At 67.1% G+C, this 13,763-nt stretch carries 15 protein-coding genes; 8 read left to right on the top strand and 7 right to left on the bottom strand.

Annotated elements, in window-relative coordinates; all coding sequences use genetic code 11:
• The first annotated feature begins 18 nt into the window (after positions 1–18).
• Positions 19–645 carry a transferase hexapeptide repeat family protein gene (locus PWS46_RS11095; RefSeq protein ID WP_434614980.1) on the top strand — a complete coding sequence of 209 codons (627 nt, stop codon included), beginning with the start codon at positions 19–21 and terminating at the stop codon, positions 643–645.
• A 15-nt stretch (positions 646–660) separates the two neighbouring features.
• Here the strand turns inward: PWS46_RS11095 and PWS46_RS11090 are convergent, their stop codons facing one another.
• On the bottom strand, positions 661–1,206 hold the full coding sequence (locus tag PWS46_RS11090; protein ID WP_434614977.1) for a MarR family winged helix-turn-helix transcriptional regulator: 546 nt from the start codon (positions 1,204–1,206) through the stop codon (positions 661–663).
• Positions 1,207–1,363: 157 nt separating this feature from the next.
• On the opposite strand from PWS46_RS11090, the gene PWS46_RS11085 reads away from it, so the two are divergent.
• Positions 1,364–2,488 carry a homogentisate 1,2-dioxygenase gene (locus PWS46_RS11085; protein ID WP_434614974.1) on the top strand — a complete coding sequence of 375 codons (1,125 nt, stop codon included), beginning with the start codon at positions 1,364–1,366 and terminating at the stop codon, positions 2,486–2,488.
• A 64-nt stretch (positions 2,489–2,552) separates the two neighbouring features.
• A complete protein-coding gene (locus PWS46_RS11080) occupies positions 2,553–3,569 on the top strand; it encodes a fumarylacetoacetate hydrolase family protein (RefSeq protein ID WP_434614972.1) in 1,017 nt (338 codons plus the stop codon).
• Positions 3,570–3,576: 7 nt separating this feature from the next.
• Here the strand turns inward: PWS46_RS11080 and PWS46_RS11075 are convergent, their stop codons facing one another.
• The 6 genes from PWS46_RS11075 to paaX all read right to left on the bottom strand — a co-directional run bounded on the left by PWS46_RS11075 (position 3,577) and on the right by paaX (position 8,409).
• Positions 3,577–3,876 (bottom strand): HigA family addiction module antitoxin, encoded by a 300-nt coding sequence (locus PWS46_RS11075; protein ID WP_434614968.1) that lies wholly within the window; start codon positions 3,874–3,876, stop codon positions 3,577–3,579.
• Positions 3,877–3,902: 26 nt separating this feature from the next.
• Entirely contained in the window at positions 3,903–4,184 is a 282-nt protein-coding gene (locus PWS46_RS11070; protein WP_434614965.1) for a type II toxin-antitoxin system RelE/ParE family toxin, read from the bottom strand.
• 145 nt (positions 4,185–4,329) lie between these two features.
• Positions 4,330–5,388, bottom strand: a complete 1,059-nt coding sequence (locus tag PWS46_RS11065; protein ID WP_434614963.1) for a 2Fe-2S iron-sulfur cluster-binding protein — start codon at positions 5,386–5,388, stop codon at positions 4,330–4,332.
• Positions 5,389–5,570: 182 nt separating this feature from the next.
• A complete protein-coding gene (locus tag PWS46_RS11060; protein ID WP_434614961.1) occupies positions 5,571–6,599 on the bottom strand; it encodes a hypothetical protein in 1,029 nt (342 codons plus the stop codon).
• A 250-nt stretch (positions 6,600–6,849) separates the two neighbouring features.
• A complete protein-coding gene (locus PWS46_RS11055; RefSeq protein WP_434614959.1) occupies positions 6,850–7,335 on the bottom strand; it encodes a BLUF domain-containing protein in 486 nt (161 codons plus the stop codon).
• A gap of 129 nt (positions 7,336–7,464) precedes the next feature.
• On the bottom strand, positions 7,465–8,409 hold the full coding sequence (paaX, locus tag PWS46_RS11050; protein ID WP_434614957.1) for a phenylacetic acid degradation operon negative regulatory protein PaaX: 945 nt from the start codon (positions 8,407–8,409) through the stop codon (positions 7,465–7,467).
• Between the two features lie 458 nt (positions 8,410–8,867).
• Between paaX and PWS46_RS11045 the strand changes: the two genes are divergently transcribed.
• From PWS46_RS11045 to PWS46_RS11025, 5 genes are all read left to right on the top strand, one after another.
• Positions 8,868–10,034, top strand: coding sequence for an ABC transporter substrate-binding protein (locus PWS46_RS11045; protein ID WP_434614954.1), 1,167 nt, complete (start codon positions 8,868–8,870; stop codon positions 10,032–10,034).
• A 189-nt stretch (positions 10,035–10,223) separates the two neighbouring features.
• Positions 10,224–11,099 carry a branched-chain amino acid ABC transporter permease gene (locus PWS46_RS11040; RefSeq protein ID WP_434614952.1) on the top strand — a complete coding sequence of 292 codons (876 nt, stop codon included), beginning with the start codon at positions 10,224–10,226 and terminating at the stop codon, positions 11,097–11,099.
• Positions 11,100–11,113: 14 nt separating this feature from the next.
• Positions 11,114–12,061 carry a branched-chain amino acid ABC transporter permease gene (locus PWS46_RS11035; protein ID WP_434614949.1) on the top strand — a complete coding sequence of 316 codons (948 nt, stop codon included), beginning with the start codon at positions 11,114–11,116 and terminating at the stop codon, positions 12,059–12,061.
• Positions 12,058–12,894 (top strand): ABC transporter ATP-binding protein, encoded by an 837-nt coding sequence (locus tag PWS46_RS11030; RefSeq protein ID WP_434614946.1) that lies wholly within the window; start codon positions 12,058–12,060, stop codon positions 12,892–12,894. Before PWS46_RS11035 ends, PWS46_RS11030 begins: the two co-directional genes overlap by 4 nt.
• Before the next feature lie 14 nt (positions 12,895–12,908).
• Positions 12,909–13,613, top strand: coding sequence for an ABC transporter ATP-binding protein (locus tag PWS46_RS11025; protein WP_109048004.1), 705 nt, complete (start codon positions 12,909–12,911; stop codon positions 13,611–13,613).
• Positions 13,614–13,763 lie beyond the last annotated feature (150 nt).

Genomic DNA, 13,763 nt, shown 5'->3' with positions numbered 1-13,763 from the left:
ACCGAGGAACGCCCGACAATGCCCAACCCCACCTTACCGCGCCCGACCGTCTACGCCATCGACGGCGTGATCCCGGTCATCGACCCGACCGCCTTCGTCCATCCCTCCGCCGTGCTGATCGGCGACGTGGTGGTGGGGCCTGGGTGCTATGTCGGCCCCTGCGCCAGCCTGCGCGGCGATTTCGGCCGGATCGTGCTGCAGCGGGGCAGCAACGTGCAGGACAACTGCACGATCCACGCCTTCCCCGGCCATGACGCCATCGTCGAGGAGGACGGGCATGTCGGCCATGGCGCCGTGCTGCACGGCTGCATCGTCCGCCGCAACGCGCTGGTCGGGATGAATGTGGTGGTGATGGACGGGGCGGAGATCGGCGAGGAGTCGATCGTCGCCGCCATGGCCTTCGTCAAGGCCGGCTTCGTCGTGCCGCCGCGCACGCTGGTCGCCGGCCTGCCGGCCAAGGTGATGCGCGAGCTGCGGCCGGACGAGGTCGCGTGGAAGTCGGAAGGCACGGAGGAATACCAGCGCCTCGCCCGCCGCTCGCTCGCCACCATGGTCGCCTGCGCCCCCCTGGAGGCGGAGGAGCCCGGCCGCGGTCGCGTCGATGCCGGGACAAGCCAGCCGCTGCACAAGGTGAAGGGAGGCTGAGGGGGCCTCCTCCCTCTACTCCTCCACCGGCTCCGTCTGCGCGCCCACCGGCGCCGGGCGGGTGGCGAGCTGGTCGGCGCGGGCCTGCAGCTTCGACAGCAGGGTGTCGAGCTGCGCCCGCTCGTCGATCGACAGGGCGTCGGTGACCTCTTCCTCGTAGGTCAGGGCCATCGGCACGATCTCCGCATAGATCGCCAGGGCCTTGGGCGTCAGGGTCAGCAGGGCCTTGCGCCGGTCGGTGTCCCCCGATTCGCGCAGGATCAGCGCCGAGTCGAGCATGCGGCTGATGGCGCGGCTGACCTGCACCTTGTCCATCGCGGTGCGCTGCGCGATCTCTCCCGCGCTCATCGTCTCGCCGCCGCCCAGCACGGCGATGATCCGCCATTCCGGGATCGTGATGCCGAACCGCTTCTCGTACAGCTTGGCCAGCGTGTGGCTGACGGTATTCGCCAGCACCGACAGCCGGTAGGGCAGGAAGCGCGTCAGGTGCAGCGCCGGGATGTCGGCCGGCGCGGCAGCGGATTTCGAAGATGCGGTGCTGGAGCGGCGGGCGGGCGGCATCGGCTGTCGTCGTCTGTAGGAGGAATCGCGGAGGATCCCATCCTGCGCCGGAATTTGGCTCTTGCAACAGTTTCAAACGAAACTAAAATGGCGGCAACGGAACAAGCCTGCCGGTTGCCGTCGCGGACGGGGCCAGCGGCAGTCAGGGGGAAGCGCCATGAAGAACTGGATTTCGTTTCCGAAGGTCGAAGGCACCGCGTCGCGTCAGGCCCATGTCCGGCTCCCCGCCGGCACCTACGAGCGCGAGATGGGGCGCGAGGGCTTCTTCGGCCCGGCGACCCAGATGCACCATGCCCACCCGCCGACCGGCTGGACCAGCTTCGACGGCCCGCTGCGCCCGCGCGCCTTCGACCTGAACCATGTCGATACCATGCCCGGCTGCCCGCTGGAGGCGCCGGCCCTGATGGGCAACGGGGCGACCCAGGTGCGGCTGTGGCGCTTCAAGGGCAAGATGGACCATCTGGTCCGCAACGCCGACGGCGACGACCTGCTGTTCTTCCACCAGGGCGGCGGCCACCTCTTCTGCGACTACGGCCATCTGGAGGTGCATGAGGGCGACTATGTCGTGCTGCCGCGCAACACCTGCTGGCGGCTGGAGACTGACGAGGCGGTGATGGTGCTGATGGTGGAGGCCACCAACGACGCCTACAAGCTGCCGCACAAGGGGCTGGTCGGCACCCACGCCATCTTCGATCCGGCGGTGCTGGACGTCCCGGCGCTGGACGATGCCTTCCAGGCGCAGAAGAACGAGCGCGAGACGCTGGTCCGGGTCAGGAAGCGCGGGCAGATCTGCGCCATGACCTATCCGTTCAACCCGCTGGATGCGGTGGGCTGGCATGGCGACCTGGCCCCGGTGCGGCTGAACTGGCGCGACATCCGGCCGCTGATGAGCCACCGCTATCACCTGCCGCCCTCGGCGCACAGCACCTGGATCGCGGGACGCTTCATCATCTGCACCTTCGTGCCGCGGCCCATCGAATCGGACCCGGAGGCGCTGAAGCTGCCCTATTATCACTCCAACGAGGATTTCGACGAGGTGCTGTTCTATCACCGCGGCCAGTTCTTCTCGCGCGACAACATCCATCCGGGCATGGTCACCTACCACCCCTCGGGTTTCCCGCACGGGCCGCATCCGAAGGCCTACGAGGTGGCGCAGAAGTTCGAGCGCAAGGAGACCGACGAGGTCGCGGTGATGATCGACACCCGCGATCCGCTGGACGTCTATCAGGCGATGGAAGGCGTCGAATGGGGCGGCTACGCCGACAGCTGGAAGGCGAAATGAGCGCCCACCCGGAAACAAGGGTCAAGGCTGCCGTACGCTGAAATTTCAGGAAGGGAAGAGACGAATGAAGCTGGCAAGTTTGAAGGCGGGCGGACGCGACGGCACCCTGGTCGTGGTGTCGCGCGACCTGACCCGCGCCACCCCGGTGCCGGAGATCGCCCGCACGCTGCAGGCGGCGCTGGACGACTGGACGGCGCTGGCGCTGAAGCTGGAGGAGGCCTATCGCGCGCTGAACGCCGATCCGGCGGCCGGCCGGCCCTTCGACCCGGCCGAAGCGGCCTCGCCGCTGCCGCGCGCTTACCAGTGGGCGGACGGATCGGCCTATGTCAACCATGTGGAACTGGTCCGCAAGGCGCGCGGGGCGGAGATGCCGCCCAGCTTCTGGACCGATCCGCTGATGTATCAGGGCTGTTCCGACAGCTTCCTGGCGCCGACCGACCCGATCCCGGCGGCGACCGAGGCCTGGGGCATCGACTTCGAGGCGGAGATCGCCGTCATCACCGGCGACGTGCCGATGGGCGTTTCGGCCGAGGCGGCGAGCGGCCACATCCGGCTGCTGATGCTGGTCAACGACGTGTCCTTGCGCAACCTGATCCCGGCGGAGCTGGGCAAGGGCTTCGGTTTCTTCCAGTCCAAGCCGGCCTCCAGCTTCTCCCCCGTCGCGGTGACGCCGGACGAGCTTGGCGACGCCTGGGACGGCGGCAAGCTGCACCGGCCGCTGGTGACGACGCTGAACGGCGAGGCTTTCGGCAAGCCGGATGCCGGGGTCGACATGACCTTCGACTTCCCGACGCTGATCGCGCACGCCGCCAAGACCCGCCATCTGGCGGCCGGCAGCATCATCGGTTCGGGCACCGTGTCGAACAAGCTGGACGGCGGCCCCGGCAAGCCGGTCGCGGCCGGCGGCGTCGGCTATTCCTGCCTCGCCGAGCTGCGGATGATCGAGTCCATCGAGCACGGCGCGCCGAAAACCCCCTTCATGCGCTTCGGCGACCGCGTGCGGATCGAGCTGTTCGACAAGGACGGAGCCAGCGTGTTCGGCGCCATCGACCAGCAGGTGGTGCGGTACGAGGGGGCTTGAGGGGAGGTCAGGCGGCGTTCAGTGGGCGCACACGTTCCTTGATCGCCGCCTCTCCCGTCCGGCGGGCGACACGCAGATCATATTGCGATTGCAGGTTCATCCAGAACTCCGGCTCGATGCCGAAATAGGTGCCGAGCCGCAGGGCCGTGTCTGCCGATACCGACCGGCGGCCGGCCACGATTTCGCTGATCCGGTTGGCCGGGACGTCGAGGTCGCGGGCCAGCCGGTTTGCGCTCAACCCGTGCGGAACCATGAATTCTTCCAAAAGGATTTCGCCGGGGGTGATGGGGGGGAGTTGTTCTGTCATCGGACGGTCTCCATCGGGAAAGCCGGTCAGTGGTAGTCGCAGATTTCAACGTCGTGGGCGTCGCCGTCGCGCCAGACGAAGCATAATCGCCATTGATCGTTGATACGGATCGAGTGCTGACCTTTGCGGTTGCCCTTCAACTCTTCCAAATGATTGCCAGGCGGCACCCGCAAAGCATTCAGGGACGGTGCCGCATCCAATATGGCGAGTTTGCGCCGTGCAGCCCGTTCGATGTTCTTCCAGCGGGGAACGACAAATCCTTCGTGAAGATCGGCGGTCGTTCTGTCACGATACGAACGGATCGCCATGGTGCCCGCCAATCGACTTCATGCTGCCTCATTTTGATACGCTGTACGTACAGCGTCAAGTGCTCCGCCATGCAATGATGGCCGCAAAATGAATAAACGCCCGGACCAGTGCGATCCGGGCGTTTCATCGTCGTCGTGATTCACTTCACCCCAGCGCGCCGGCCAGCAGGCGTTCCGGTGGCGGGGCTTCGGGGATGTGCTGGGAGACGTAGCCTTCGCTGTGGATCTGGTCGTCCCTGGCGCCCAGCGCGCGGGCGGCGGCGACGCAGGACTCGACGAAGGCGGGGCTGCCGGCGGTGAAGATGGCGTGGCCGGACAGGTCGGGGAACAGGTCGGGCAGGATGACGGGGATGCGGCCCTTCAGATGGCCGGCGGCCTCCTCGCGCGTCAGGGTCACCTTGACCTTGAAGTTGCGGTATTTGGCCTGCCAGTAGCTGAGCAGCCCCAGCTCATACACATCGGCCTGGGTGCAGGCGGAGAACAACAGCGTCACCGGCGGACGGTAGCCACGGCGCAGCGCCGCGTCGGTCAGCGCCAGGATGGGGGCGAGGCCGGAGCCGGCGGCCATGCACAGAACCGGGCTGTCCACCGACGGGTCGCCGATGAAGGTGCCGTAGGGGCCGGACAGCTTGACCATGCTGCCGACGGTCAGCGTGTCGTGGATCCAGCCGCTGGTCGGACCGCCGTCGACTCGGGTCACCTGCAGCACGATCTCGCCGTCCGGACGGGGCGCGTTGGCGATGGAATAGCAGCGCGGCGGCGCACCGGCGGCGGCATCGCCCAGCATCACATACTGGCCCGGCCAGTAGCGCAGCGGCTGGCCCAGCGGGCGCAGGCGCAGCTCCACGATGCGCGGCGTGCGCGGGATGCGGTCGGTGACGATGAACAGCACATTCTCGCGCGGTGGGAACAGCTTGGGCTGGGCGTCGGCGGTGCCGTATTCGATCACCAGCTCGTCGGAGATCGGCTTGGCCATGCACATCAGGCCATAGCCGTCCTTCCGTTCGGGCTGGGACAGCGCCATGTCCAGCACCATGCCCTGGTCGAACTGGCCGCTGAGGACCTTGACCTTGCATTCGCCGCAGGCGCCGGCGCGGCAGTTGTTGGGTAGGGCGTAGCCGGCCTGTTCCAGCGCCGACAGGACGGTCTCGCCGTCACGGCACTCGACCGTGCGGCCCGAGGGGTGGAGGCGGATGCGGCTCACCGGGGGGATCCTTGGGCGGGGAGGATTTGCGGAAAGACACTTGCCCCCACCCCGACCCTCCCCCGCTCTCGGCCGGCCAGAGGCCGGTCCGACGCAGGGGAGGGAGTTAAGTGCAAGGGCGGCGGAGTTCCCTCCCCTGCGAAGCGGGGGAGGGTTAGGGTGGGGGCAATAGGGCCGGCGCCTCAGAACACCGGAATGATCTCGTCCATGTCGACGTCCCGGACTTCCTCGCCGGTGATGCCGACCTCCGGGATCGCCGGGAACGGAATGTTGTACCGGTCCAGCACGCCCTTCAGGTTCAGCATGGCGTTGCGCCAGTTCTCCTTCTTCGCCTCGTAATCCGGGATGTGGAAGCCGGCGTTGCGGGCGATGGCCTCGGCCTCGCGCTGGGTGGCGATGAAGTCGTCGGGCAGGTCCCAGAACTGGGGCGGCGGCTCGAACAGGACGGCGGACAGGAACAGGTAGCCGGCGCGGATCTGCTTGGTGATGATCGACCGGTCCTCCACCGCCAGATGGGGATAGTCGCGCTCCATCACCGACATGCAGATCGCCATGTGGCGGCCCTCGTCGCGGCCGATGTTGCGGAAGGCCTCCTTGAACACCGGCTCGCTGCAGCCGGCCGCCATCTGGTGGAAGATGGTCGCCGCCGCGATCTCGCCCATCAGGAAGGAGCTGAACAGCACGGCCAGCGAGTATTTCGGAACCGCCTTCTTGTAGCCGTCCCAATAGCGCCCGCCATTGTAGTACAGCCAGTGCGCGTTCTTCTGCAGCCGGCGGCCGAGATCGGTCTTCGGCTCGTAGGTCAGCGGGCTGGTGGCCTCCAGCAGCTTGGTGATGGCCAGACCGCACATCTGCTCGTGGTTCTGCTCGTCGCGGGTGACGGAGAAGAAGCAGCGGCGGACGGGGTCCTCCTCATGCACCTCGTAGGTCTTGATCAGGGCATGGGCGAAGACCGGCGGGGCCGAGGCGTCGAACACCGACAGGATGGTCCACCAATAGGCGATGGCCTCCCGCTCTTCCCAGCTGTAGCGCGACACGTCGAAGCTGTCCCAGGGAAGCTTGGCGGGGTCCCAGTTCTCGCGCTGGGCGGCGGCGTAGACCTCTTCCAGCTTCTTGGTCTGCGACACCCAGGACAGCGGATAGACGTTCGGCTGCGGCGTGGCGGGGGGCAACTCCATCGTGTTGGCGATGGGGGTGTAGTCCTTGGACATGGGGGCGTTTCCTCCGGGGGCATTCCGCGGGCGCTCACATTACCATCGGCGCCCTGTGGTCTTTATATGACACAGAATTTCGAAATCATCAACGACATCTGTATCACATCATTCGGCCCGGAAAATGGGGTTAACTACCTGATTCTTATAAACAATGCATGCGAATGCGCCGAATTGATCCAGATCAATTCGTTCGTAAAGCTGACCTTTTCCGACAATGCGGTATCGAAAGGCTGGACCCCGCCGGGGGTCAGGCCGCTTCGAAGAGGGGGATGTTGCCGCGCACGAGTTCGCGTGCCGCCGGATCGACGTCGGCGACGATGCAGGCGTGCATGTAGGCCCGCGCCAGGACGTCCAGCGCGAAATCGGCATCGTGCGAGCGGCGGCGGAACTCCTCGATCCTGACCGGAGACCCGAAGACCGCCTGCCAGAAGGTCGGCGTGTCGAGCGGGCCGAAATTCATCGCCCAGAAGCCGAAATTGGGTTGCCCGACCGTGGTTTCACGCAGCAGCAGCTCGACCTTGGTGTGGCGCGTGTCGGCGGCGATGTGGGCGAAAAGCGTCTCCACCACATCCGGCGCGCCTTCCAGCACCTGCAGGAAGATGCCCTCGAACTCCACCAGGAAACCGGTAACACCCAACTCGCGGTTCTTGCGGGCGCTGAACAGGCAGATGTCGGCAAGGGCGCTGTAGGGCAGCCGGTCGACGGCCTCGCTGCGGTAGACGATGGTCAGCATGGGCGGTGTCCCGGGAACGGTTGGATCGGACGGCTGCGATCCCAGTTTACCGCGATAGATTGCATTTTATGTATGAACTTTAGGCCAAGGGACCGGCCCGCGCGGGTGCCCATTGTCGCAGATCGCTGGTCAGCCCACCGGTATGGTCTCCAAACCGCCGAACCGGCCGTGGAAGGCGGGCTGGGCATCGGGCAGCGGCCCGTTGGCGGTGGTCGCCGCCTGCATCAGGAAGGATTCCGACGGGCCGGCGAGGCGGCGGTAGAGGTTGCGGGTCAGCATCCGCGATTCCTGACCCGGCCAGTCCGCCGGCAGCAGGTCGGGCGGCAGCATCGGGTCGCGCAGCAGGATGCGGCGGAAGTCGTGGATCATCAGCGTGCGCAGGACGAAGCAGGCGGCGGGGTCCGGCGCCTCGGCGGCGTCGATCGCCGCCCAGACCGGACGGAAGTGATCCAGGAACGCCGCATAGTCGTGTTCGAGCTGGTCGATGTCCCAGCAGCCGCGCACCAGATCGCGCAGCGCGCCGAACCCTTCCGCCCGGTCCAGGCTGGCCTTCATGTGGACGATCCTGTCGGCGACTCCCAACTCGGCCAGCGAGCGGTGCATCGCCGCCTCGTCGCAGTTGGGATGGGCGTAGACGGTGGCCGACGCGGCGCCGAAGCCCTGCCAGGTCAGCTCCCGCCGCAGGGCGTCGCGCGTCTCGGCGTCCAGTGCGTTGGGCGGCACCATCAGCAGGTCCCAGCCGCGATCCCATTCGCGGGCCAGCGGCGCGTAGATCCGCCGTTCCGCCGCGGCGAAGCGCTCCTTCCCGCTGTCGGTGACGCGGTAGAAGCTGCGCCGGCCGATCTGGGTGTTGGTCAGCCAGTCGTCCTTGCCCAGACGAAAGACCGAGGTGCGGACGATCCGCTCGCTCATCCCGAACAGCCCCATCAGCTCGATCAGGCTGCCCAGCCACAGCGATCCGCCATGCGGCAGCACCGCGTCGCCATAGACGGTGATGATCAGCGACTTCGCCCGCGGCGCGATGGCTTCGGTCAACTGGGCGGCAAGGTCTTCGGGGCGGCGCGGGCGGGCCATGCGGGTGGGGCGTCCTTATGGGTGCGGCTTGTGATGCGGGCGGAGCGGAAAAAGACGGCACGACGGAGTTGTATACGAAACCCGGTGCCGGTTGGGCCAGTGCCACGACAGCGCGGGCGGCCGGGGTGGAGACAGGGGCGGCGGCCGATAGGAGGCAATCCGGACTTTCCGTTTGACAATCATTAATGTGATACACTAGGTTGGTCTCGCAAAGTAAATTTGTGTCATAAAACGAAATGACGATTCCCGGCCCGCGCGGCGGAGGGATCGCAAAGGGAAGGGGAGGCGGGCGGCAACATCCGTACTTCGATTGTGGTTGGATTGAGGTTCGGCCTGCCGAAATTTTTCTTTCGAAAAGATTTCGTTTGAAACATTATGTGAAGCAAATCATCCCGCCGCATCGGGACCGGGCCGTCGCCCGATCCGGTGACAAGGTGGGCAGCACTCGGGAGGACATCATGCGCAAAAGCCTGCTTGCCACCATCGCCTTCACTGCCATGACCGCCATGACGGCGGCGTCCGGCCTGCTGTCCGGGGCGGCGCAGGCCGCCGACCCGATCAAGGTCGGCGCCATCATCTCGGCCACCGGCCCGGCCTCCTTCCTCGGCGATCCGGAGAAGAAGGTGCTGGAGCTGTATGCCGACCGCATCAACAAGGCGGGCGGCGTCGACGGCCGTCAGGTTCAGCTGACCGTCTATGACGACGGCGGCGCGGCCGACAAGGCGGCCTCCTTCACCAAGCGCCTGATCGAGAGCGACGGCGTCGACGTGATCGTCGGCGGCACCACGACCGCGGCGACCATGGCGGCGGTGCCGCTGGTGGAGCGGGCCGGCGTGCCCTTCATCTCGCTGGCCGGCGCGGTGGTCATCGTCGATCCGGTGAAGAAGTGGGTGTTCAAGACCCCCCACACCGACCGCATGGCCGCGGAAAAGGTGATGGAGGACATGAAGAAGCGCGGCCTGACCAAGCTGGCCCTGCTGTCTGAGGATTCCGGCTTCGGCAAGTCCGGCCGCCAGCAGACCATGGAGGTCGCCAAGGAGCGCGGGATCGAACTGGTCGCCGACGAGACCTATGGCGCCAAGGACACCGACGTCACCGCGCAGCTGACCAAGATCAAGAACACCGCGTCCGCCCAGGCGGTTCTGGTGTTCGGCCTGGGCCAGGGTCCGGCGGTGGTGACCAAGAACTACCGCCAGCTCGGCATCTCGCTGCCGCTCTACCAGTCGCACGGCGTCGCGTCGAAGGAATACATCCGTCTGGCCGGCGGCGCCGCCGAGGGTGTCCGCCTGCCGGCCGCCGGTCTGGTCGTCGCCGCCCAGCTGCCCGACAGCGATCCGCAGAAGAAGGTCGTGACCGAGTTCACCAAGGTCTACGAGGACAGCTTCAATTCGGAGGTCTCGACCTTCGCCGGCCATGCCTATGACGGGCTGATGATCGCGCTGGACGCGGTGAAGCGCGCCGGCGGCACCGACAAGGCCAAGCTGCGCGACGCCATCGAGCAGACCAAGGGCTATGTCGGCACCGGCGGCACCGTGACCATGAGCCCGAAGGACCACATGGGCCTGACGCTGGACGCCTTCCACATGGTGGAGGTCAAGCAGGGCGACTGGTCGCTGGTGAAGTGAACCCAGCTCTCTGACGGGCGCAGCGTCCCTCTCCCGCCCCGGGAGAGGGAGGGGACCCGCCGTAGGCGGGGAGGGTGAGGGGTGATCCAAACATGGATTCCTGATCCTTGCCGCACCCTCACCCTTCCCAGGCTGCGCATGGGCCCCTTCCCTCTCCCGGGGCGGGAGAGGGAGTTTTGGAACCCAACGATGTTCGCGGAACTGCTGCAATACATGCTGTCGGGGCTGACCATCGGCGCGATCTATGCGCTGGCGGGGCTCGGCTTTTCGATCATCTACAACGCCAGCCACGTCATCAACTTCGCCCAGGGCGAATTCATCATGATCGGCGGCATGGCGTCGGCCACCCTGACCGCGTCGGGCGTGCCGCTGCCGCTGGCGATCCTGATCGGCTGCGGCGGCGCCATGCTGGTCGGTGTGCTGGTGGCGAAATTCGCGGTGGAGAGGGCGCGCAACGCCTCCACCGTCACCCTGATCATCATCACCATCGGCGCCTCGATCTTCCTGCGCGGCGTCGCCGAACTGGTCTGGGGCAAGGACTTCAAGCGGCTGGACGCCTTTTCCGGCGAGACGCCGATCCAGGTCCTGGGCGCCTCGATGCAGCCGCAGTCGCTGTGGGTGGTGGGCACCGCCGCGGTGCTGATCGTCGCCATCGGCCTGTTCTTCAACCGGACCTTGACCGGCAAGGCGATCCTCGCCACCTCGCACAACCGGCTGGCCGCACAGCTGGTCGGCATCGACGTGAAGCGGGTGGTGCTCGCCTCCTTCGCGCTGTCGGCGGCGCTGGGTGCAATCGGCGGCGCGGTGGTCGCCCCCATCACCTTCTCCTACACCGAGATGGGCATCATGCTGGGGCTGAAGGGCTTCACCGCCGCGGTGCTGGGCGGCCTGGGGAACGGGCCGGGCGCGGTGGTCGGCGGCGTGATCGTCGGCGTCGCCGAGGCGCTGGGCGCCGGCTACATCTCGTCGGCTTACAAAGATGCCATCGCCTTCGTCATCATCCTCGCCGTCCTGCTCTTCATGCCGAACGGGCTGTTCGGCAAGCGCGGCACCGAACGCGTATAAGGACCTTCAAGCCGATGAACGCACTTCTCCACGGGCGGCTGACCGGGCTGCTGGTCATGGGCGCGGTGATCGCGGTCCTGCCGGCCTTCCTGCCCAACAACTTCTATCTCGACATCGCCATCCTGGCCGGCTTCAACGCCGTGGTCTGCGTCGGGCTGAACCTGCTGATCGGCTATGCCGGGCAGATCAGCCTGGGCCATGCCGGCTTCTTCGGCATCGGCGCCTACGCCTCGGGCGTGCTGGTCGGCGTCTATGGCTGGCCGCCGGTGCTGGCGCTGCTGACCGGCGCCGTGGTGGTCGGGCTGCTGGCCTTCCTGGTCGCCAAGCCGATCCTGCGGCTGAAGGGGCACTATCTTGCCATGGCGACGCTGGGCATCGGCATCATCGTGTCGATCGTGCTGCGCACCGAAAGCGGCCTGACCGGCGGTCCCGACGGCATGATGGTGGAGCCATTCAAGATCTTCGGCGTCGAACTGTATGGCGAAAAGGTCTGGTACTGGGTGGTCGGCGTGCTGCTGGTCGGCGTGGTCTGGCTGTCCTTGAACCTGATCGATAGTCCGATGGGCCGGGCGCTGCGCGCCGTCCACGGGTCGGAGGTGGCGGCCGAGGTGGTCGGCGTCGACACCGCCCGCTTCAAGGTGCTGGTCTTCGTGGTCTCGGCGGTGTTCGCCAGCGTGGCCGGCAGCCTGTTCGCCCACTACACCGGCCTGATCACCCCGGCCAAGGCCGACTTCTTCAAGTCGATCGAGCTGGTGACCATGGTGGTGTTCGGCGGCATGGCCTCCACCTTCGGCGCCGTCGTCGGCGCGGTGGTGCTGACGCTGCTGCCGCAGGCGCTGACCGTCTTCCAGGATTACCAGCAGATCGTGCTTGGCGGCATCCTTATGGCGACCATGGTGTTCATGCCCAAGGGCCTACTCCCCACCCTGGCGGCGCTGCTCCCGGCGCGGAGGCGGGCATGAAGATGCTGGCGACCAACACCCATGGGGCCGATCTTTCCCCCGACACCACGTCGCAGGCCCGCCGCGTCGGCCCGCCGATCCTGAAGGTGGAGCATCTCAGCCGCGAGTTCGGCGGCGTGCTCGCCGTCGGCGATCTCAGCTTCACCGTCGCCGCCGGCGACATCCATTCGATCATCGGGCCGAACGGCGCAGGCAAGACCACGCTGTTCAATCTGGTGACCGGCGTCTACAAGCCGTCGGGCGGCCGGGTGCTGTTCGACGGGGCCGACGTGTCGGGCATGGCGCCCTACAAGCTGGCCGCGCGCGGCATGTCGCGCACCTTCCAGAACCTGCAGATCTTCTTCAACATGACGGCGCTGGAGAACGTCATGGTGGGGCGGCACCTGCACCTGAACACGCGGCTTCTGCCGGCCCTGTTCCGCTTTCCCTCGCTGGTGCGCAAGGACCGCGAGGCGAAGGACCGGGCGGCGCAGCTGATGACCGACGTCGGGCTGGAGAAATACATCGACGCCGACGCCGCCTCCATGCCCTACGGCGCGCTGAAACGGCTGGAGATCGCCCGCGCGCTGGCATCCGAGCCGAAGCTGCTCCTGCTGGACGAGCCGGCGGCCGGCCTGAACGCCACAGAAAGCCGCGAGATCGACGAGGTCATCAAGACCGTCGCCGCGTCCGGCGTCACCATCATCCTGGTGGAACACGACATGAAGATGGTGATGGGCATCTCGCACCGTATCACCGCCCTGAACCAGGGCCGCATGCTGGCCGAGGGAACGCCGCAGGAGGTGGCGGCCAACGCGGACGTCATCGCCGCCTATCTCGGCGCGGCACCGTGAGGGAGGCGCGGAGCATGCTTCTGGAGATCGAGGGCCTCAACAGCCATTACGGCCGCATCCACGCGCTGAAATCGGCCAGCCTGACCGTGCGGGAGGGCGAGTTGGTGGCGCTGGTCGGCGCCAACGGCGCCGGCAAGACGACGCTGCTGCGCACCCTGTCCGGCGTCCATCCCGCCAGCAGCGGGCGCATCACCTTCGACGGCTGCGACATCACCCGGATGAAGGCGTCGCGCCGCGTCGCCGAAGGGGTGGTGCAGGTGCCGGAGGGCCGGCAGCTGTTCGGTCCGCAGAGCGTGGAGGACAACCTCCGCCTCGGCGCCTACCGCCGCGGCAGCGGCAAGCCGGACGACGACATCGACCGGCTGTACGAGATGTTCCCGGTGCTGAAGGTCAAGCGCGACCAGCCGGCCGGCACCCTGTCGGGCGGCCAGCAGCAGATCGTGGCCCTGGGCCGTGCGCTGATGGCGAAGCCGCGCCTGCTGCTGCTCGACGAGCCCAGCATGGGGCTGGCGCCGCTCTTGGTGGCGGAGATCTTCGACGCCGTGCAGCGGCTGAAGCGGGAGGGGACGACCATCCTGCTGGTGGAGCAGAACGCCCATGCGGCGCTCGCCATCGCCGACCGCGGCTATGTGATCGAGACCGGCGAGATCGTGCTGAGCGACAGCGGCGCCGCGCTGTTGAGCAACGAGCGGGTGCGGCAGGCTTATCTGGGGCTGTGACGCTTTGATAGAGTGTCGGCTTCGGATGCCCCCTCCCTAACCCTCCCCCGCTTTGCGGGAGAGGGGGCTGCCGCCGCTTGACGATCAAACACACGCCGCCAAGCATCCCGCCCCCTCCACCGCCGAGGGCGGGGGAGGGATGGGGAGGGG

The organism is Azospirillum sp. B2RO_4, from assembly GCF_051124815.1.
Classification (GTDB): domain Bacteria; phylum Pseudomonadota; class Alphaproteobacteria; order Azospirillales; family Azospirillaceae; genus Azospirillum.
The sequence above is the reverse complement of the archived record's forward strand: the minus strand, read 5'-3'. Positions and strand labels throughout refer to the sequence as shown.